At 52.0% G+C, this 22,583-nt stretch carries 10 protein-coding genes; 3 read left to right on the top strand and 7 right to left on the bottom strand.

Annotated features, from left to right (window positions below; genetic code table 11):
* Positions 1-508 precede the first annotated feature (508 nt).
* The 3 genes from BM258_RS18610 (at position 509) to BM258_RS18600 (ending at position 8,300) form a co-directional block, all read left to right on the top strand.
* Positions 509-5,989, top strand: a complete 5,481-nt coding sequence (locus BM258_RS18610; protein ID WP_090074741.1) for a glutamate synthase-related protein — start codon at positions 509-511, stop codon at positions 5,987-5,989.
* A 58-nt stretch (positions 5,990-6,047) separates the two neighbouring features.
* The gene (locus BM258_RS18605; RefSeq protein ID WP_090074740.1) at positions 6,048-7,802 is read left to right on the top strand and encodes a diflavin oxidoreductase; all 1,755 of its coding nucleotides are present in this window, start codon (positions 6,048-6,050) and stop codon (positions 7,800-7,802) included.
* Positions 7,803-7,991: 189 nt separating this feature from the next.
* Complete coding sequence (locus BM258_RS18600) at positions 7,992-8,300, top strand: YARHG domain-containing protein (RefSeq protein ID WP_090074739.1); 309 nt, start codon at positions 7,992-7,994, stop codon at positions 8,298-8,300.
* Between the two features lie 95 nt (positions 8,301-8,395).
* Here the strand turns inward: BM258_RS18600 and malQ are convergent, their stop codons facing one another.
* The 7 genes from malQ to BM258_RS18565 all read right to left on the bottom strand — a co-directional run bounded on the left by malQ (position 8,396) and on the right by BM258_RS18565 (position 22,568).
* Positions 8,396-10,462, bottom strand: coding sequence for a 4-alpha-glucanotransferase (gene malQ, locus BM258_RS18595; protein WP_090074738.1), 2,067 nt, complete (start codon positions 10,460-10,462; stop codon positions 8,396-8,398).
* A complete protein-coding gene (gene glgX, locus BM258_RS18590; RefSeq protein ID WP_090074737.1) occupies positions 10,459-12,558 on the bottom strand; it encodes a glycogen debranching protein GlgX in 2,100 nt (699 codons plus the stop codon). Before glgX ends, malQ begins: the two co-directional genes overlap by 4 nt.
* A gap of 29 nt (positions 12,559-12,587) precedes the next feature.
* Positions 12,588-14,021 (bottom strand): glycogen synthase GlgA, encoded by a 1,434-nt coding sequence (gene glgA / locus BM258_RS18585; protein ID WP_090074736.1) that lies wholly within the window; start codon positions 14,019-14,021, stop codon positions 12,588-12,590.
* The gene (glgC, locus tag BM258_RS18580; RefSeq protein WP_090074735.1) at positions 14,022-15,287 is read right to left on the bottom strand and encodes a glucose-1-phosphate adenylyltransferase; all 1,266 of its coding nucleotides are present in this window, start codon (positions 15,285-15,287) and stop codon (positions 14,022-14,024) included. It lies immediately after the preceding gene.
* Positions 15,288-15,333: 46 nt separating this feature from the next.
* Entirely contained in the window at positions 15,334-17,538 is a 2,205-nt protein-coding gene (gene glgB / locus BM258_RS18575; RefSeq protein ID WP_090074734.1) for a 1,4-alpha-glucan branching protein GlgB, read from the bottom strand.
* Positions 17,539-17,751: 213 nt separating this feature from the next.
* A complete protein-coding gene (locus BM258_RS18570; protein WP_090074733.1) occupies positions 17,752-20,139 on the bottom strand; it encodes a glycogen/starch/alpha-glucan phosphorylase in 2,388 nt (795 codons plus the stop codon).
* Positions 20,140-20,858: 719 nt separating this feature from the next.
* The gene (locus BM258_RS18565) at positions 20,859-22,568 is read right to left on the bottom strand and encodes an ABC transporter ATP-binding protein (RefSeq protein WP_090074732.1); all 1,710 of its coding nucleotides are present in this window, start codon (positions 22,566-22,568) and stop codon (positions 20,859-20,861) included.
* Positions 22,569-22,583 lie beyond the last annotated feature (15 nt).

The raw sequence follows: 22,583 nt of genomic DNA, 5'->3' as shown, positions 1-22,583 counted from the left end.
ATCGCCGCACATTTGCGGGCTTTTCTGCATATAATCAAACATCTTCAGCTTTGGAACGTTTGTATTTAATACACGGACCTGAAGAAACAATTGCGCAGAATGTACGGAAAAATGACCGGCAAACGAAAAAATCGTCCGTTTTCATCTTTTATGAGCTTGACGCATTCCCCCATACCATTTACGCACAGCCTTAGTTCTGTGACATGAATTCTCGGCATCTGTTTTAAAGAGTAAAATAGATGATCGGGGTTTTTGCGCCCCTTTTTGCAAGAGTTGAGCTATAATTGTCTGTATAACTCAGGTTTCACAGCCTTTTATTACGCGATAGTTCAATGGCGCAGGCACCTTCCAAGGTGCAATGCAAAGCGGAACCGTCGAGCGGTATGCTCGTCGTCATTACGGATCACTGCAATGGTCCGGTTTCGGATAAAGACGACGATCTCGCACTTTGGTCCATATTTTGGACCGGACTTAGAGGTCGCGCCCTTAAAAAGTGAGGATAAGCGGTTTGGAACAGTCTCAGAATCAATTCGGCCTGTATGACCATAGCTTTGAAAAAAGCAGCTGCGGTGTTGGCTTCTTGACTTACAAATCCGGCGTTCAAACCCATGATGTTCTTTTGAAGGCGAACGAAGCTTTGTGCACCGTTCCCCATCGTGGCGGCATGAGCGCGGAAGGTGTCGGCGATGGCGCTGGCGTTTGCGTTGATTTGTCTCTGTCTTTCTTCCGCAAGATCACAGGCCTCCCCACTTTGGAACTGGGCGAATTCGGCGTTGGCAACTTCTTCCTGCCAGAGCTGAAAAAGAACTGGGATGCTGCAGACAAGCTGATCAAGGAAAGCCTTGAAAAGAATGGTTTGCGCATCGTTCTTGTACGCGATGCTCCGGTGAACAATTCGGTCATTCGCCCGGCAGCCTTGAAATATATGCTGACGGTGCATCAGGTTGTTTTCATTAAAGATGAAACGATGGATGCCAAGACCTTTGACCGCAAGATTCATGATGCGCTAATGGCCATTGAAGCCGTGGCTTATCTGGATCCTGACCTCAAGGGGCTTTACCCGCTTTCCATGTCTGCGCATACGCAGGTCTATAAGGGCCGCCTCAACTCGAACGAGGTCATCCCCTATTTTTACGATCTGACCGATGAGGATCACAAGATCCACTCGCTGTTCTTCCATACGCGTTTCTCCACCAACACCGAGCCGCAGCCTTCCATGGCGCAGCCGTTCCGTTTGATGGCGCATAACGGCGAGCTCAACACGGACAAGAAGAACCGTCTCTCTGAAGCAACCATTGCCCAGATGAAAAATCAGCAGATCTATTCCCCTCCCGGGCAGTCTGATTCTGCGCGTCTTGACCAAACGCTGGAGCGTCGTCTGATTGAGGACGATCTTGATCTGATCACGGCTGTTGTGGCCATGATGCCGCCAGCTTGGGAGAATGACACGCGTTTTCCCGAAGATGTTCGCGTGATGCTCGAATATTTCTCTCTTTATGAAGAAAAGAATGACGGACCGGCCGCTTTGATCTTCGGTAACGGCAATGTCGTGGGTGCGCGCCTTGACCGTTTGGGCCTGCGCCCTCTCCGCTCTGTAGAGACGGACGAATATCTTTGTGTGATGTCAGAGGCCGGTCAGGTTGATTTTGACCCTGAAAGCATCTTGCGGCGTGGACGCATCGAAGCTGGTGGCATGCTTTACTATGATCATGAGGCTAAGCAGTCCTTCACGTCAGATGAAGCTCTCAAAATGCTTGCGTCAAAGCGCGACTATCGTTCGCTGCTTGAGAAAGCCCGCAAAAATCTTGATGATCTGCCGCGCACAGATGGCAAAACCAAGGTTGCGGAATCCTTCACCGATGTTCAGCGTTCGGTTGCCTATGGTCTCAACCAGGAAAGCTTCAAGTTCCTGCTCGATCCGATGATGCAGACCGGCAAGGAAAAGATTTCGGCTATGGGCTACGGCGTAGCGATCAACGCGCTGACCGATCAGGAAGGCGGCATGTCGAAATATTTCTCCCAGCGCTTTGCTCAGGTCACCAACCCGCCGCTCGACAGTTTACGCGAAGCAGACGGCATGACCTTGCGTGTTGCCCTGGGTGCGAAGCCACATTTTAACAAAGGCGAAACCAAGCAGTTGGTCGTTCCAACGCCGGTGCTTTCGCCAGATGATCTGGCTGCCATTCGGGCGCAAGGCGATGTGGAAGTCACCGAAATCGCCATGACCTTCCTTGTTGATCACAAAGCCAACAAGACAAAGGCACAGGACGATCTCATCGCCGCGGTTGATGCCGTTTGCGATGAGGTGGAAGAAGCTGCGCGCGAAAAGGGTGGCATCGTCATCCTGTCCGACGCGATGGTGGACGAGAAAAGAGCCGCCATTCCTCTGCCTTTGATGATTTCGGCTGCCAACCAGCGCCTAATTGAACAGGGCGTGCGCTTCCGTGTGTCTCTTGTTGCGGAAAGTGGTCAGATTGCCTCTGCCCATCAGATCGCGACGGCTCTGGGCTTTGGTGCCTCGGCTGTTATGCCGATCGTCGTGGAAGCCCGCGCCATGGAGTTTGCTAAGGGCGACCTTGACGCTGCCAAGGCAAATATCAAGCAGTTCATCTACGCGGCCAACAAATCCCTCATGAAGACCATGGGTAAGGTTGGCCTCTGCACCGCGGAGAGCTACATTGGCGGTGAATTCTTTGAGCCGAACTTCCTTGATACGGACGAAGCCATTCTGAAACGCTACTTCCCCAACATGAAGAACACGGTTGGTGGCGTTGACTTTGCTTCTGTAGCAAAAAGCGTTGTTGATTGGCACATTCGCGCGTGCGAAGTCAAAACCGAAGATGACATTCCTCTTCTCGGACTCTTTAAAGAGCGTTCCGAGGGGGCCGGTCATACTTATGGTACGTTGGCTGTTCGCGGGTTTGTTGAAATGACTGAAGAGCCGATCCAGTCGGATTTGTCCGCCCCTGAAAAGGGCGATGCAAATGTCAATGATTTGCGCCTTCTGCCTGTCGAGAAACTCAAGGATGCTTATGGCAAGAGCTCGGATTCCTATCGGAACACCAGCTTCGGACGCCGTACGCCGGAGGAAATCGACGCCTTCAAAATCACGCCAAACTATCGCAAGTTTGCTCTGGAACTGGCCAAGGAACGTGAAGCACGTCCTGCGGCTCTGCGTGACGTACTGAGCTTCCCAACGGATATCAGCTGGGCAACCACGGCAGATGAATTCCAACACGAACTGTTCCGGCATGATCTGATCGGCAACAACAACTTCTATGTGCGTGGTTTGCGGGTTCATCACAATAAGGACGACAGCTTTACGGCCTTCTTTGCGAGCAAATATAGCCACGAAAGACTGGTTGCCCTTTCTGTCGCCCTGAAAAAACAGTTCGGTGACGAGTTGCTCACCATGGAAACTGATGGTGAACATATTCATATCACCGCCAAGGGGCTTGCGCATAACTATCTGGCCAACCACAAGCGTCCAAACGGCAAGTTGGCTCTGAACAAGGTTCAGCCAGCTCATGAAATTACGGCGATGCTAGCCTCTGGCGCCATGTCTCATGGGGCTCTGGTGGCTCCGGCTCATGAAGCTGTTGCCCATGGTGCAAACATGGTCGGCGCCTTCTCCAACTCTGGTGAAGGTGGTGAGCATTATTCCCGTTATGGCACGATCCGCTCTTCGAGCATCAAGCAGCTTGCTTCCGGTCGCTTCGGCGTTTGGACCGGCTATCTGGCCGACCCGACGCTAGAAGAAATCGAGATCAAGATTGCACAAGGTGCCAAGCCGGGTGAAGGCGGCCAGTTGCCAGGCAAGAAAGTAACGGTCGAGATTGCTGCCGCGCGTGGCGGCACGCCGGGGGTCGAGCTTATCTCACCTCCTCCGCATCACGACACCTATTCCATTGAGGATCTGGCGCAGCTCATTCATGACGCCAAGGCAGCGCGTGTGAGAGTTATCGTTAAGCTCGTATCCTCTGAAGGCATTGGCACGATCGCTGTGGGTGTTGCCAAGGCTGGTGCTGACGTCATCAATATTGCCGGGAACACCGGTGGCACGGGGGCTGCTGCGGTTACCTCGCTCAAAAACACTGGCCGTGCAGCCGAGATCGGTCTTGCTGAAGTGCATCAGGCACTCTGTGCCAACGGTCTACGCGACAAGGTCGTCCTGCGTTGCTCCGGTGCGCACCAGACTGCAACAGATGTGATCAAATCCTGCCTGCTTGGTGGCGACAGCTTCGAGTTTGGTACGACAGCCTTGATGATGCTCAAATGCGTCATGGCGAAAAACTGTAACGTCAAATGCCCTGCAGGCCTGACGACAAACTCAGAAGTGTTCGATGGTGACCCGCGCGCTCTTGGACAGTATCTGATGAATATCGCCCATGAATGCCGCGAGATTCTCTCAAATCTCGGCTTCAAGAGCATGCGTGAAGCCCGTGGCCGCTCAGACTATCTGCACCTGATCAAGCATCCAAGCGCGATCGGTCAGATGGATCTGCGCAACATGCTGCAAGTGGTCAAAGAAGTTCACATCAAAGAGCCGGTTTATCTGGAAGCGCATTTTGAAATTGACGATATGCTCTTGAAGGAATTCAAGAACAAGGCTGTTCAGCGCCATCACAGAAATGCAAAGCTCGTTGTTGAGAAGAAATTGGACAACCGCAACAAGACCGTTGGTGGCCAGTTGGCGATTGACATCGAACGCATGCTGCAGCACGAAATTTCTGAAAAGCATGTGAAGTCCATGCCGATGGTCTATACCGATGATCGCGGGCGCAACATGCTCAAGCCAGAAACGCTGGAAATCCACACGCACGGTTCAGCTGGCCAGTCTTTTGCGGCCTTCTGTAACTCCGGCATGGTGTTCCATCATGTCGGCACCTGTAACGATGGTGTCGGCAAGGGCGCATCTGGTGGCAACATCGCCATCCATACGCCGGGTGGTGGTACAGAAGAAAACTATCTGATCGGCAACTTCGCTCTCTTTGGCGCCTCTGGCGGGTCTCTGTTTGTTGAAGGGGGCGCTGGCGACCGCTTTGGCGTTCGTAACTCCGGGGCAACCGCAGTTGTCGAAGGGGTTGGTGACTTCTGCGGCGAATATATGACCAACGGAGCCATCATGAACCTTGGCGGCTTTGGCAAGGGCTTCTGTAACGGCATGTCCGGTGGTGTTGCCTACCAGTATGATCCTTATGATCAGCTGGAAGCCCTCTACAGCCATGACTCGGTCAAGCTGCATCGTCTTGACGGCGATAGTGACCGGGCCAAGCTCCACCAGATCGCAGTCAAGCGCCTGCTGCGTCATCACGTGAAGTTCACCGGTTCTGAAAAAGCCAAGTTCCTTCTGGAAAATTTTGATACTGAAATGGCTAACTTCAAGTTCGCCACGCCGTTGGCGCTTGAAACCTATCAGAATTATGAAGCTATTCTGAAGGCCAAACCACGCAAGGAACTGACCGAAGAGCTAGCAAACGCACTGGTTTCGTACCAACTGCGCAAGTTCAAGCTGGCCTATCGGGATGGCAAGGTGATTGCGAACGGCATCATTCCTCAGCAAGGTGAAACTGACACCAAGCTGATGTATGAGCTGATCAACAATTTCACCGTGATCAACATGGCCCAGCAGATCGTCAAAGGGCGCTATCGCGGCGCTGAAATCAGTGCGGAAACGCTCAATAGCGGTGTTCGCAAGCTAATCCTCACCGAGGATTTCACCCTGATGACGAAATTGTCCGGCATCGCGCGCAAGGCTCTGGAAGACTATTCAGATCTGGAACTGGCCGTGCTGGTTTCTGACAAGCGCATGAAGGACTATAAAACGGCTCTGTCCAACCGTAACGTCCGCCTGATGGATTCCATCGGGACATATGGTTGGATCCTGCTTCAGGATCGGTTGAACCGCAAAGCCATGGGCGAGTTGCCGGATTTCGAAAGCTTGTTTGCTGCGACTTCCAGCCAGGAACTGGTCAAGCAGGTGCCATGAGCACCTGCTTTCCAAGACGTCCTTTCGATATCAATTTCAATTGACGGATCAATGAGAGATGACCATACCTTTCCTTCCTGATGACTCCCCTTTTTCTGAAGACCAGAAGTCCTGGTTAGCTGGCTTCTATGCGGGGCTGCACACCCAGATGCTCGCCGGCAAAAAGTCCTCTACGTCCGAATCCCAATCGACCATTACCGCTCACATCCTTTTCGGTACCCAGACAGGGAACTCGGAAGGGTTGGCTGAAGATTTCGCCGCGACGCTCAAGGCAGAAGGCGTCAACGCCGTTGTCGCCTCGCTGGATGATGTGGAAGTATCCGCGCTGGTCGAAATGAATTATGTTTTCCTGATTACCTCCACCTATGGTGAAGGGGAAATGCCTGATAACGCGCAACTCTTCTGGGATGCCCTTAAGGCGGCGGACGCCCCTCGCCTTGAACATATGCATTTCTCTGTTCTGGCGCTGGGTGATACCGCCTATGACGGCTATTGCGAAGCCGGTAAGCAGTTTGACCTGCGGTTCGAACAACTGGGTGCCAAGCGTTTGGCGGCTCGTGTGGACTGCGACGTCGACTTTGAAGAAAGTGCTGACGGCTGGATGGCCTCAGCGCGCGAAGAACTGGCAAAACACAAGCCCGAAGACGCAGGTGGGCCAATCCCGCATAGCGCTGCGGCGGCTGCCAAGCCGGCCAAATCTAAATGGACGCGCAAGAACCCGTTTGAAGCGCCGGTTACGGTCAATCATCTGCTTTCAGGTGAAGGCTCCGCGAAAGAAATTCGCCATTACGAATTTGATCTTTCCAACGATGGGCCAAACTATGTTGCAGGCGATGCCCTGAACATTGTCCCGACCAACGACCCTGCCCTCGTCTCAGAGTGGCTGGACTATTTGGGTGTGTCCGGAGATACCGCTGTATCCGGCAAAGACAAGTCGCTTGAAGAACTGCTGTTCAGCCAGTTGGAAATTTCAACACCGTCCAGTGAATTCATCAAGGCCATTGCGGCTCGCACGGATGATGAGCATCTCCAGCATATTGTCGACTTCAACGACAAAGAGGCGATGGAAGCGTATTTGTGGTCCAAGGATGCTCTGGATATTGCAAGACTGCATCCCAAAGCACGCTTTTCGGTTGATGAGCTGATCAAGCTCTTCAAACCTTTGCAGCATCGTGCCTATTCTATCTCCTCCAGCTCGAAGATGTTTGCAGACAGCGTGCATCTAACAATTGCTTCCGTACGCTATGAAAGCCATGGGCGCAAACATGGTGGCGTTGCATCCTGTTTTCTTGCTGATCGTGTCGGCAATGAAAAATCCAAGGTTTTTGTTTCGCCCAACAAGAGCTTCCGCGTGCCAGAAAACAACGATGTTCCCATGATTATGGTTGGACCGGGAACTGGTATCGCTCCGTTCCGCGCCTTCCTTCAGGAACGTCAGGCAATCGGAGCCAAGGGCTATAACTGGTTATTCTTTGGTGACCAGCATGAAAAGACCGATTTCATCTACAAGGACGAATTGGCCAAGATGCAATCTGACGGCATTCTGAACCGGCTGGATCTTGCCTTCTCTCGCGATCAGGCTGAGAAGATCTATGTCCAGACCCGTATGCAAGAGCATGCTAAGGATCTTTACGCTGCACTCGAAGAAGGTGGTCATTTTTATGTCTGTGGCGATGCCTCTCGCATGGCCAAAGACGTGGATCGCGCCTTGCACAAGGTGATTTCAGAACAGGCTGGTCTCAGCTCAGACGGTGCCATGGACTATGTTAATCTGATGAAAAAGGAAAAGCGCTACGTGCGCGACGTCTATTGATCCGGTTGAAAATAACCAACAAAAAGCCAGCCCGCAAAGCTGGCTTTTTTTATTGCCCCCTGTTCCCCCTGCATTTTGAAAGGCTAGTACAGGTGATCAATGTTAACCCAATCCTTTTCGGGTTATACTGTCATCTCAAGAAGGTAAGCGGATGGCGGCCGTTAGGCCATTGATCAAGGGGACAGATTAATGAAGAAGGCTCGGTTATTTTCTACCATCATGATGGCTGCTGGCATCATGTTCATATCACCATTGTTGGACGGAGTGTTGGGGCCAAACAAGGCCGCTGCGCAGGGCTATCGCAATATGACCTGCGGCGAACTTTGGTATGCTCGCAACGCGATTTTTGCCCGACAAGGTTACTGCTTTAAAACCGCCAGAGCGCGACAGGTCTTCGGTCCGCGTTGCTACGCTCCATGGGGGCGTCTGGCGCCAGCACAGCAGAGACGCGTTGACACCATTGTCTATTGGGAAAGACGGTTTGGTTGCCGTCGCTGACGCGGTTGATAATTGGAAACCAAAAAAATGGCCTGTCGGCATGAAGCTGACGGGCCATTTCTGCCTCCTGACACATATTGCGAAACGTCAAGTTCTCAGAGACTTCGGCCGCTCTCTTTCATCATATGTGCTACCTCATCAAAAGCTTTATCCTTGGGCAGATCCTCTAGCTCCAGCGAACATTTTCTGCGCCAATTTGGATGCTGATCGACGGTCCCGGGCAGATTCTGGGCTTCTTCCTCAGCCAGAATGTCATCCAGCTGCACAGCCAACATGGCAACCGGTGAATGCGCCAAACTCCCATGGATCGAGTTAAAGAGATGATCAAAGCTCAAATCGCCATGTGTGCTTTCATCCGGATCCAGTTTGGCGAGTTCCGCGACATCGTGCGCACGCGCTTCCAAAGCTGCGGTTGAAGGATGCTCAGAGCCCCTGATCCGGTCCCGCCACTTGATGTCACATCCAGAGATGAAGCCCTTGAGGGTTGGCGTATCATGGGTGCTAAAGCTGGCCAGACTGAATTCTCTTAGTTCGTTGGGATGCTTGAAACGGCCATCGGGCCATTTTTCATATTGCAGGACCGAGTAGCCATAAATGCCATGCGCTTGCACAGCATCGCGGAAACCGTCTGGCACCAAGCCGAGATCTTCCCCGATTACAGCCGTATTGGAAGCATCTGCCTCAATGGAGAGAATGGAAAGGAATGTATCGAGTGGTTGAGTCACATACGCTCCGGGTATGCCACCATCAGGTATCCAGAAGCTTCGGTTCAAACCGAGCACATGATCAATACGCAGGACGCCTGCATATTGCATGGCGGATCGATAGATGTTGCGTAGAGACTTGTATTTGTTCGCGGCCAGCTTTTTGGGCGCATAGGCGACGAGGCCCCAGTTCTGACCGTCAGGCCCTAATTGATCAGGAGGCGCGCCTAAAGAAATGCCCTGAGCGACACTGTCATGCTCGCACCAGCTTTCGCCGCCTCCGCGACGCGCGCCAACGGCAAGATCCAGATAGAGCCCCAAGCCACCATTGCCGCTTGCCCGTTGCTGTGTTTGGGTCAGCTGCACACTTGCTATCCATTGGAGCCAGACATGGAAGTCAATCCGCGCAGCATACAATTCTCTGGCAGCACGTATGGCATCTTCTTGGCGATCTCTAAACTGCACCGGCCAGCGGTGCCATTCAGGGCCGTAATGATCTGATAGAGCCTCATAGAGCGCGAAGCGTTCAAGATAAGACCCTTTCTCAGCTCTGAAGGCCGCCAAAGCGTCGAGAGATGCCTGATCTGCATGAGCAAGGAAGAGCGAATGTAAATCGCGCACTGCCGCATTGTGACATACGCGATGGGATTGATATTCGACCTGATCAGTTGCTCTCAACTCAGTCCATTGCGTTTCCACGGCCTGCAACAACGCATGAAGTTGAGGAGTATCCTGCATGCCGCAAAACCGATCAATCGCGATATGCTGGGTGTTCAGAAAGCCCCGGTGCGTCGGAGAATAGGGACTCATGGCATATCGATCTGAAAAGCCCAAGGCGTGCACGGGATTTATGCCGACAAAACTCCCGCCAAGGGATTGCACATACTCGGAAAACTGAGCCAGGTCTTCAAAATCACCAATGCCGGAATTGCGATGTGACCGGAAGCCATATAACGGCGCATTGATACCCCAAACGCGGCCTTTGCCCGTCAATTGCTCAACGGATGGCGCTGTAAGCGGGGCAGTGATAAGCGTGACGATTTCGACCCGCCCACCCACTTCACAAACCAGCTCATGGATTCCTGATGGCAAGGGTGGCAGGGAGATATGCGTGTCGGCAATGCCACACAAGGCTTCATCCGGTATGCCGCTTCTAACCTCGTCAGAAAGGTCTTCATCCAACTCGATGTGCCAACGGGCACCAAGGCCGAAATTGCACTGATAATCAAAGCCGGTACCGGTGATCAACTCACGAGGAAACCATCGATCCTGTTCGGCCACCACATAGGCGTCAATGGCCTCGTCGATCATTGCATCATTGTCCAGATGCAAGCCATTGGCGCGCAGAAGGGCCAACTGAGTTTCTGCTGACGTCTGAACCAGATTGCCGTCAAAATCGTTGTAAGCAGTGTGAATTCCAAAAAAACCAGCAAGAGCGTTCAGCTTGTCTTGATTCATGTGTTTGCAGTATCCGCTTCTAGTATCAGGGCAACGACGGAGGAACCCGAAATTTCGGTGGAATCCTGCTGTGTTTCCAGGCTCGGGTGTTGGGTTTGTTGTGCCGTATCCAAGGCCCTGACCCAGCGAAATCCATCTGGACAGGAGGGCAAAACAACACTGGCAGCAACATTGCTGCGGTTAAAAATTATAAATACAACATCATTGTCTTTTTCATATGACGGTGCTTCAGCAGAGCAACGCAAGGTGAGACAGAAGCTTGAGAGGCTTGGGTCGCGCCATTTGAGCGAGAAGCCACCAAAATCAGTCCATTCCACGTCTCGCAGATCGTCCTGTTGACGCTTGGCACCATGCAAAAAGCGGTCCTGACGCAAAGCCTTGTGCTCGCGCCGGAAGCTACTCAGGTAGCGCACGAACTCCATCAGGTCATTGTCGGCATTGGCCCAATCAACCCAGCCAATTTCGTTGTCCTGACAATAGGCGTTATTATTGCCCTTCTGGCTATTGGCAATCTCGTCGCCCGCCAGCAACATTGGGCTACCCTGACTGAGAAACAGTGTAGCCAGAAAATTCCGCTGACGGCGTTTGCGACGCGCAAGAATGACCGGATCTTTCGTATCGCCTTCAGTGCCGCAATTGTCACTATAGTTGGCGCCATGGCCATCCATGTTGCTTTCACCATTCGCATCATTGTGGCGATTGTTGTAGCGGGTGATATCGGCCAGCGTAAAACCGTCATGGGCAGAAATGAAATTAACCGAAGACCAGGCGCGGCGCCCTGCCCGATCGAATTTGTCAGCCGAGCCGAGCAAACGGGAGGCCAGATCTGGCGTTGTTTGCGGATCACCTTTCCAGTATCGACGTGTGGTATCTCGATAGCTGTCGTTCCATTCGGAGAATTCAGGCGGAAAGCCACCAAGACGATAGCCACCCGGGCCAATGTCCCATGGCTCCGCGATCAGGCGCACGGTGGAGAGAATGGGATCCTGTCGGATGGCATCAAGGAAGCCGCCGTAAAGATCAAAGCCATAGTCTTCTCGAGCAACCGTCGTTGCCAAATCGAAGCGGAAGCCATCAACCCCCATACAAAGCACCCAGTAGCGCAAGGAATCCAGAACCATACGCAGAACATACGGGTGCGAAACATTGACCGTGTTGCCACAGCCGGTATCATTGACATAATAGCGTGGCTGGCCAGCAATCAGGCGATAATAGGTCGCATTGTCCAAACCGCGGAAACAAATGGTAGGACCATTCTGGTCGCCTTCTGCGGTGTGGTTGAACACCACGTCGAGATAGACCTGTATTCCGGCAGCCTTTAGCTTTTGCACCATGGCTCGGAAACCGACAATACCATCAGGCCCCAGATACCGTGGCTCCAAAGCAAAGAAACCGATGGAATTATAGCCCCAATAATTGACCAGATTCTTGTCGAGCAAAAATTCGTCGTCAAGAAAATGGTGCACCGGCATCAACTCAACGGCTCGTACATTGATCGACAACAGGTGATCAATCATGGCATCACTGGCGAGCCCTTCATAGGTGCCGCGCAAACTCTCTGGCACATCAGGGTGAAGTTTGGTGAGACCTTTGGCATGGGCCTCATAAATTAAATCACGCCCATCCATGACAGGCGCCTCAGTTTGCAGAAAGTCATTAAGTGCCGGATCCGAAACGACGGACTTCGGAACGCAAGCCGCGCTATCTGCAGCGCCAAAGGTCAAGTCTCCACCGCTTGCGCCTTTTTGATATCCAAACAGGGTCGCCGACGGGGTCCATTTCCCGAAAATCTCGCGCGTATAAGGGTCTAGCAACAATTTATTGGAATTGAAACGATGCCCCTGCTCTGGTGCATAGATGCCGTGTGCGCGATAGCCATACAGCGTTCCCGGCTGTAAACCATGTAGATAGCCGTGCCAAACCGGTCCTGTTCTTTCGGGCATAGATATCCGGTCGATCTCTTTCGTCCCGTCATCGGAAAACAGGCAGAGATCGATCTGACTCGCATTCGCAGAAAAAACCGCAAAGTTGGTGCCCTCACCATCATAGAAGGCACCCAGTCGATGTGGAGTTCCATGGGATATCTTGTATTTCATCAATGATCGGTCCTACTGGGCACAGTCATTCAAATGAGCGACTTGTACAGGTCTGCATATAGCTCGGCGGATTGGTTCCAACCCACCTCTTGCGACATGGCGCGTCGCATCATTGCCTTCCATTTCTTGGTTTCGGAAAACAGGTCACATGTCCGATGGATGGCCAAATCAAGGGCTTCAACTGTCGTCGGTGCGAACTGGATACCTGTAGCGCATTTGGTCGCTAGAGCGGCAGCATTGGCGTCGATAACCGTATCAGCAAGGCCACCCGTATGCGCAACGACCGGGATTGTGCCATAGCGCAAGGCATAAAGCTGTGTCAGACCGCAGGGTTCAAAGCGCGAAGGCACGAGAATTGCGTCCGCGCCCCCCTGGATCTTGTGTGCCAAATCTTCGCTATAGCCGATTTTGACCGCAATATTGTCCGGAGCATTCTGTGCAGCATTGAGACACGCTTCTTCGAGCCGTTTCTCACCCGTTCCGAGGACAAGAAGCCGCGCTCCACGCTCGACAATGGTTGGAATGACCTCCATGAGCAGATCGACACCCTTTTGGGTTGTCAGGCGAGAGACAATCCCGAACAAAGGCGCATCAGGATTGCTTGCCAAGCCATATTGCTGTTCAAGCCATTCCCGGTTGGCTGCTTTGCGTTTGAGGCTTTTGGCACTATAGGTCTTTGTGAGGCTAGGGTCTTCCTGCGGGTCCCACACACTGAGATCGATACCGTTTAAGATTCCGACAAGGTCGCTTTTGCGGCTTTTGAGAAGACCTTCCAATCCCATTCCGAATTCAGGCGTCAGCAGCTCTTGGGCATAGGTGGGGCTTACCGTGGTGATCTTGTCTGCAAAGGCCAATCCGCCTTTTAGGAAACCGGCATGCCCCCAATATTCAAAACCATCTGGGTTGAACATATCGCCCGACAATCCCAGAGTTTGTACGACACTGCCATCAAACAACCCCTGAAATGCGATATTGTGGATTGTCATGACCGACGGAGGCGCTTCTCGTCCGGATTGCTTCATATAGACAGGAACGAGGCCTGCTTGCCAATCATGAGCATGCACGACATCAGGTTTCCAACCGCCAATGCCATCCAAGCCGATTTTAGCACCAATCAGTGATAAGGCCCCAAAACGAATGGGATTGTCTTCCCAGTCGAACCCCTCTTCATCAAGATAGATGGTCCCCTTCCTGTCATAGAGATGGGGTGCTTCCAACAGCAGAAGATTAAGCCCTTTGGCCCGCACGGATATGACTCGTGCAGGGCCACCAAACAGATCTTCCAATTCGAGCAGAACATCACCATGTTGAGCCCAACCACTCACATCCGGATAGGCAGGCAAAAGAATTTTGATCGTGTGATCAAGCTGTTCGAGAGCCTTTGGTACTGATCCGATTACATCGGCCAGACCGCCGGTTTTTACGAATGGTGAGCATTCGGAAGCAATAAATAAAATGTTCATCTATAGGTCCAATCTGTCAATCATGGACTGGGTGATTAGGCAAATGCCCTTTTCAGTTCTGCGGAACCGTTTGGCATCAAGTTCAGGATCTTCGCCGACAACCAGACCTGCTGGTATTTTGACGTCGCGATCAACAATGACATCCTTGAGCTGTGCCTTTCGATTGATTTCGGCATATGGCAACGCCACGACACCACTCATTTTCGAGAATGAGTGTGCTTTTACGCCTGTAAAGAGCAGGCAACGATTAAGGGATGAACCTGAAATGATACAACCGCCGGATACCATTGAAGAAACGGCCTGACCACGACGGCCCTCTTCGTCATGAATAAATTTGGCTGGTGGCGTTAGCTCCTGATGCGTCCAGATCGGCCAATCATTGTCGTAGATATCCAACTCCGGAATAAAGTCCGTCAGGTCGATATTGGCTTCCCAGAAGGCATCTACGGTTCCCACGTCGCGCCAATATGGTTTCGTTTCCAGTCCGGAACGAATGCAAGACCGGCTAAATGGATGGGCGATAGCTTTGCCACCCTTGACCAGCTTAGGGATGATGTCTTTACCGAAATCGTGATGCGTATCGGGATTGCAGGCTTCCTCGCGCAGAATGTCATAGAGGAACTTCGCCTCGAACACATAGATTCCCATGGATGCCAGAGCGCGTTCAGGATCGTTTGGCATCGCAGGTGGATTTTCGGGTTTTTCGATGAAATCTAAAATGCGATCATCTTTATCGACTTTCATCACGCCGAACGCCTTGGCTTCTTCCAGAGGCACTTCAATAGAGCCGACCGTCACATCCGCACCCGTTTCTACATGCTGACGCACCATCAAGGCATAGTCCTGCTTGTAGATGTGATCACCGGCGAGAATGACAATGTATTTGGGGCCATAGCTCTCCAGAATGTCGATATTTTGATAAATGGCGTCCGATGTGCCCTGATACCAAGCTTCGTCATTCATGCGTTGCGATGCGGGCAGAATGTCGAGAAACTCGTTACGTTCTTCACGCAGAAAACTCCACCCCCTCTGCAGATGGCGGATCAGACTGTGGGCCTTATACTGGGTCGCAATACCGATACGTCGGATACCGGAGTTCACGGCGTTGGATAGAGCAAAGTCAATGATGCGGCTCTTTCCGCCGAAATACATGGCAGGTTTTGAGCGCTTATCCGTGAGTTCCTGCAAGCGGCTGCCCTTGCCGCCAGCGAGAATGAATGCCATCGATTGATTGGCAAGTTTCGACGTTTCACGATCGAGTTTCATAAAATGCTCTCCCCACTTGTGATTGTTGACACACGTTCAAATCCGTTCAGGCTTGCTCCAGTTGAAAATAGAGCGTTGAAAGTGGCGGCAAGGTCAGTGAGAGCGAAACATCGCGTTCATGCGAACCAATATTCTCGGTCTCTGCTGCGCCCAGATTGCCACGTCCACCGCCTGCATAAAGGCTTGAATCCGTGTTCAGAATTTCCACCCATCGACCCGCCTTGGGCACACCAAGGCGATAGCTCTGACGCTCAACCGGCGTCATGTTGCAAACCACCAGAACCGGTGCATCGCCCTCATCGCCATATCTAATCCAGGCGAATACGGAATTTTCAGCCGAATGGCATTCGATCCACTCAAATCCTTTTGGATTGCTGTCATTCCTATGAAGTGCAGGAACCTCGCGATAAACGCGGTTCAGGTCGCGCACAAGCGACTGCACACCACGCTGGAAGTCATATTGAAGAAGATGCCAGTCCAGACTTTCATTGTGGTTCCATTCTTCCCCTTGCGCGAATTCGCCACCCATGAACAGCAGCTTCTTGCCCGGGTGCCCCCACATGAAGCCGAAATAGGCCCGTAGATTCGCGAACTGATCCGCCGGGTAGCCGGGCATTCGGCTTAACAAAGAGCCTTTGCCGTGGACGACTTCGTCATGGCTAAGCGGAAGAATGTAATTTTCGGAAAAGGCATAATGCATTCCGAAAGTCATATCGTGATGATGATATTTGCGATGCACAGCCTCATGAGACATGTAGCGCAGCGTATCATTCATCCAACCCATGTTCCATTTATAGCCAAAACCCAGTCCACCATGATTGGTTGGAGCACTCACACCTGGAAATGCCGTAGACTCTTCGGCAATCGTCATGATGCCAGGGGCTTCGCGATAAGAGGTAATGTTGGTGTTTCGCAGAAAATCGATAGCTTCGTAATTTTCGCGTCCACCATCTTTGTTGGGAATCCATTCCCCGTCCTTGCGCGAATAATCCCGATACAGCATCGACGCTACTGCATCCACACGCAAGCCATCGATATGATGTTCATTGAACCAGTAAAGCGCGTTGGCGGACAGGAAGTTGGAGACTTCGCGGCGACCATAGTTGTAAACGAGCGTGTTCCAGTCCGGATGAAAGCCTTCGCGGCGGTCTTCATGTTCATAAAGCGCCGTGCCATCAAAGCGGGCAAGACCGTGAGGGTCTTCAGGAAAATGCCCCGGCACCCAATCTATCAGCACACCAATGCCTGCAGCATGGAACGCTTCCACCATGTCACGAAACTCTTCCAACGTGCCGTGACGAATGGTCGGTGCAAATAGACCAACAGGCTGATACCCCCAAGAACCATCGAATGGATATTCCGAGATTGGCATCATTTCGACATGAGTGAAGCCCATATCCTTGACATATGGAACCAACTGTTCGGCCAGTTCTGAATAAGACAGCGGCCGGTTCCCTTCGTCTTTGACGCGGCGCCAAGACCCCAGATGCACTTCATAGATGGAAATCGGCTTGTCAATTTTTGTCGTCTGCTCGCGCCCCTGCATCCATTCGTCGTCTCGCCAGTCATGACCATCAAGCTTACGAACGATTGAAGCGGTGCGCGGAGCATGTTCCGAGCCAAAACCAACGGGATCAGCCTTCAATGGAAGCAGTTGGCCCTGACGATCAAGCAGCTCATATTTATATGCCTGCCCCTCGCCCACTTGTGGAATGAAAATTTCCCAAACACCGGTTACCCCACGCGGGCGCATGGCATGACGCCGGCCATCCCAGTTGTTCCAGTTGCCTACGACAGAAGCGCGGCGCGCATTGGGAGCCCAGACAGCAAAATGTGTCCCTTCGACTCCATCATGGGTAATGACATGGGCCCCGAGTACTTTCCAGAGCGACTGATGGGTTCCTTCACCCAGAAGATATTCATCTAGCTCACCGATAACGGGACCGAAACGGTAAGGATCTTCCTGAATCCAGACATGATCCCCAACGCGGGCCCGGATCTTATAGGCAAACCACTCTTTCTTGCCTGCAATCGGCTTGGCGAACAGATCTGGCGCGACATCATCGCGTTCCAGTTCCTCAATCAGTGCGCCAGTTTCGTGGTGGATTACTTCTACTTCGCATGCGCCGGGAATGAAGACCCGAACAACAAGCTGGTCTTCCCATTCTTGCAGCCCCAAAACCGAGAATGGATTGCTGTGAACACCATTCTGAATGGCCTGAGCGTCTCTTTTTGAAGTATATGTCGTCATCGCCCTGCTCCCCCTTTGTTACTTTTACGCTAGAGCATGTGATCCGCAAATGGAACTGCCAGTTGGGTAGTATCCCTTTGTTTTTTTAACCTAGAATTTCATACCGCCAATTTGTCGCAGGAGCTGATATTCTTTATAAAATCGGATTCTAGTTATAATTCTAAGACCCCGACGGCAAAGGCTCAAATTTCGCCGTCGGGTCATTGTTAGCGGTTAGCGCTCATAAAGAGATTTGGCGCCCCAGATATCTTTTGCATAGCCTTTGATGGTGCGATCCGATGAGAACCAGCCCATATTGGCCGTGTTCAAAATCGTCTTGCGGGTCCACTCCTTGGTATCGAGATAGGCTTTATCGACTTTACGCTGCGTATCGAAATAGTCGTCGAAATCACAAGTCACAAGGAAGTAGTCGCTCTCATACATCATCTGCACGATTGAACCGTAGCGATGAGGTTCATCAGGCGAGAATACACCGCTGGCGATCTGGTTCAGCACACGGTAAAGACGCGGGCTGGCCTCGATGGCGCGGCGGGAATATTCGGGCTGATGACGGCGTTCCTCAACCTCTTCTGCGGTCAAACCGAACAGGAAGAAGTTTTCAGCCCCTACATGGTCGCGAATTTCGACATTGGCACCGTCCAGTGTGCCAATCGTCAAGGCACCGTTCAACGCAAATTTCATATTCCCCGTGCCTGACGCTTCCTTGCCGGCCGTAGAAATCTGCTCGGACAGATCTGCCGCTGGCATGAGGATCTCTGCCATGGACACATTGTAGTTTTCGGGGAATACGATCTGCAGATAGTCCTTCGTTGCCGAGTCATTGTTGATGACGGTAGCGACATCATTGATCAAGTGAATGATCTTCTTGGCCACTTCATAACCCGGAGCTGCCTTGCCACCAAAAACCTTGACGCGTGGCGTCCAGTCTTTAGTCGGGTTCTCCTTGATCTCGTTCCAGTAGGCCACGGCTTCGATCAGGTTCATCAGCTGACGCTTATATTCATGAATACGCTTCACCTGAATATCGAGCATTGCGTTTGGATCAATCTGAATATCACGAATATCAGAGAGCCAGTTGATGAAACGCCGTTTATTCTCGAGTTTCGCCTTATGGAATTCTTCCTGGAATGCGGCATCGTCGGCGTAGGGCGCCAGACGTTCCAGCTGTTCCAGATCATCCGGCCATTCAATGCCGATGGTGGAGTTGATCAGATTGCGAAGCGGTTTGTTGCAGTCATACAACCAGCGACGCGGTGTGATGCCGTTGGTCTCGTTGATAATCCGTTTCGGATAGACCTTGTGCAGATCGCCAAAGACGGTTTCCTTGACCAGCTCCGTATGCAGAGCCGAAACGCCATTGACGTGGGTTGCCATTATAAAGGCCAGCTCACCCATATTGACGTTGCCATCCTTGATGATGCGGATGTCAGAACCCGTGTCTTTGAGATGCTGATCCTGAATGATTTCAATGATGCGGTAATGACGGGGCAAAATGCGAGCGAACAGATGCTCGGGCCAACGCTCCAAAGCTTCGGGAAGAAGCGTGTGGTTGGTATAGCCAAGACATTTGCGAGCGATATCGATGGATTCATGGATTTCGATGCCATGAATATCGGTAAGCAAGCGCACCAGTTCGGGGCCTGCGATGGCCGGGTGCGTATCGTTGAGCTGGATCGCTGCCTTTTTGGGCAAATCGCGCAGATCATCGTTGGTGGAACGATAGCGCCGGATCAGATCCTGAATGGAAGCAGAGGTAAAGAAATATTCCTGCTTCAGACGCAACTCTTTACCGGTGTCTGTGGTGTCATCGGGGTACAAGACGCGGGAAATGGTCCGCGCCAGAGCTTCCGGCGCACTCGCCGCAAGGAAATCGCCCCGGTTGAAGCTCTCAAGGTCGAATGCGCGGGTCGGTTTAGCAGACCAAAGACGCAAGGTGTTGCACCAACGTGCTTGCCAACCAAGGGCCGGAGCGTCATAAGCCTGAGCCTTGACGGTTTCAGCCGGATACCAAACGGCGCGACCATCAGTTTCGCTCACATGACCACCAAAGGCGATAATATAGGCCACTTCTGGGCGTTCGAACTCCCACACGTTGCGCTGGGCGAGCCAACCTTCAGCCGTCTCAACCTGCGCCCCATTTTCAAAATGCTGCTCGAACAGGCCGTGTTCATAGCGAATACCATAGCCATGAGCCGGAATGCCCAACGTTGCCAGGGAATCGAGGAAACAGGCTGCCAGACGGCCCAAACCGCCGTTGCCGAGCGCGGCATCGGGTTCGTTGGCCACAATGGCGTCATAGTCCTGCCCGAACTCACGCATCGTTTCGCGGGCGACATCTTCAAATCCGAGGTTGATCGCCACATCTTCAATGAGACGCCCGATCAGAAACTCCATCGACAGATAATAAACGCGTTTTGCGTTGCTGTCATAGGTTTTGCGGGTGCTATCAAACCAAGGGTCAACGACGATATCGCGCAGAGCCAGAGACAGGGACATACGCCAATCATAAGGCGTTGCATGCCCTTGATCCTTACCGAGAGAATATTTGAGATGCCGGAGAACTTCTTGCTTTAGCTTGATTTGGAAAATCTTTGTGTTCATGAGCCCGAACGTCCAGTTGTTATATAGCCATTGGCGATACCGGAGGCTGTCCTCCAGATGTCAGTATGCAATCATGATACCTTATTGCGCATTCATGCTTTAAAAATCGCAAACTAATGCCTTCTTACGCGCTTGATATGTCACAAAAGTATACAGATGCCTTGTTTTCCACGGCAGGTACCGTCAAAATTTGAACTACTAAAAACTATCGTCAAATGCTTCTGCATAAAATACAAGCACTGTGGTTGAATCGGGGCAAAAATGGCAACTTTTAAGCAAATGCCTTCGCTCTTTGCGCATCAAGTGAGCAGAAATATTGGCAGTTTTCCCCAGTCAGGAAAAATCTCTCTGCCATTCTAGCACGTATCTCACCCTTTGAAAGAACCTTCAAATTTCCCCTCAGGTTTCAACGTCACCTTTCAATGTAAAGTTATAACACCCTAACAAGGGTGATTCGCCACCCCCAAATTCCAGAAATCTTTTCGGTTTCGAAAGCATGCTTTTTAAGCTTGAGAAACGCAATTCCCTGGCCGGTCATAACGGTGCCGAAAGGCACATGAAGCATTCGCACGCTACGCAAAAACATGCTTCGGACTTCTGCGAAGGGCAAACATCAAAGGAGAATTTTAACTGAACCGCATCACTGCTTGCATTAGCCAATAAAAAAGCGCAGCCAAGGCCGCGCTTTTTCGCAAGAGCATTCAATGTCATTTGGTTGATCAAGCCGCTTTTACATTGCTGAGCTTGGGCATCAATTCGAGCAAATGCTGCGAATATTCATGCTGCGGATTTTCGAACAGCTGCTCGGTGTCTGCTACTTCCAGCAATTGGCCATGTCGCATAACGCCGACCTTGTCGCACATCTGGCGAATAACCGGCAGGTCATGGCTGATGAAGAGCATGGTCAGGCCCAATTCCGCTTGCAAATCCTTCAATAAATTGAGGATCTGGGCCTGAATGGACACGTCCAGTGCAGATGTCGGTTCATCACAGATCAGGAAGCGAGGCCGTGTCGCCAATGCGCGAGCAATGGAGATACGCTGACGCTGTCCACCCGAGAATTCATGCGGATATTTGAGCGCCGCTTTGTCGCCCAGACCAACATGATCGAGCAAATCACGCACGATGGTTTCCGTTTCTGCCCGAGAGCTTGCCAATCCGTGGAAACGGATCGGCTCGGCAACGATATCCAGAACCTTCTTGCGTGGATTAAGCGAAGAAAATGGATCCTGGAAGATCATCTGCATCTGGCGGCGGAAATAGTCGCGCTTTTTCTCTGTCGTAATCTGGGTCAGATCCGTGCCGGCAAAATAGATGCTGCCTTCCGCTGGAGTGTAAAGGCCGGAAATCATGCGAGCGATGGTTGATTTACCGCTACCACTCTCTCCAACGAGGCCAAAGATCTCGCCTGAGTTGATTTCGAAGTTGGCGTCTTTTACCGCATCGAAATATTCCCGCTTGCTCTTGAACATAGAGTTTTTGGTCAGGAACCGCATATAGAGATTCTCGACGTGAATAAGCGGGCCCGTATAGTGGTCACCAAAGTCACGCGCCTGACCCAGCCAATGGTTGGCAACATCAAGGCTCTTTTTGGCATCACCGGCAGACTCGATATATTCGACCAGAGGAAATCGATCCAGACGCTTGTCTGGACGTGGCACAGCGCTGATTAGGCTCTGAGTGTAAGGATGGTCCGGATCACCAAGAATCTTGGCCGTCGGCCCCTCTTCCACCAGATTGCCGCGATACATCACAGCCACGCGGTCGGTCACATCAGCAATCACTCCCATGTCATGGGTAATGATCATCATGCCCACATTCTTCTCGATGCAGAGCTTCTTGATCAATTCAAGGATCTGGGCCTGAATGGAGACGTCCAGCGCGGTTGTCGGTTCATCGGCAATGATCACTTCCGGTTCAGCACACAGAGCCAGAGCAATCACCACGCGCTGGCGCATGCCGCCAGAGAATTGATGCGGATATTGTTTGACCCGATGGTCTGGATCGGGAATGCCGACCTGCCGGAGAAGGTCAACGGCACGTTGTTGGGCTTCATTCTCATTCAGATCGAGATGCAGCAAGATGGTTTCCACCAGTTGCTTTTCGATGGTCTGAAGAGGATCGAGCGACGTTAGCGGATCCTGAAAGATCATGCCAATGCGCTTGCCACGCAGCTTGCGCTTGGCATTGTCGCTGAGATTATCGATGCGCTCGCCCTGAAGATAAACTTCACCCGCAGCCATACGCCCAGGAGGCTCCAGTAGGCCGATTACGGCATTGCCGATGGTCGACTTGCCAGCACCGGACTCCCCGACCACGCCCAGAACTTCACCTGGATTGACATGCAAATTCACCTTGTCCACGGCAACCATTGTGCCGCGACGGCTGGGGAATTCGATACGGAGATCTTTTACTTCCAAAAGAGTCATATTTGATCCACCTCG

This window comes from Cohaesibacter marisflavi (assembly GCF_900115225.1).
GTDB classification, from domain to species: Bacteria; Pseudomonadota; Alphaproteobacteria; order Rhizobiales; family Cohaesibacteraceae; genus Cohaesibacter; species Cohaesibacter marisflavi.
The sequence above is the reverse complement of the archived record's forward strand: the minus strand, read 5'-3'. Positions and strand labels throughout refer to the sequence as shown.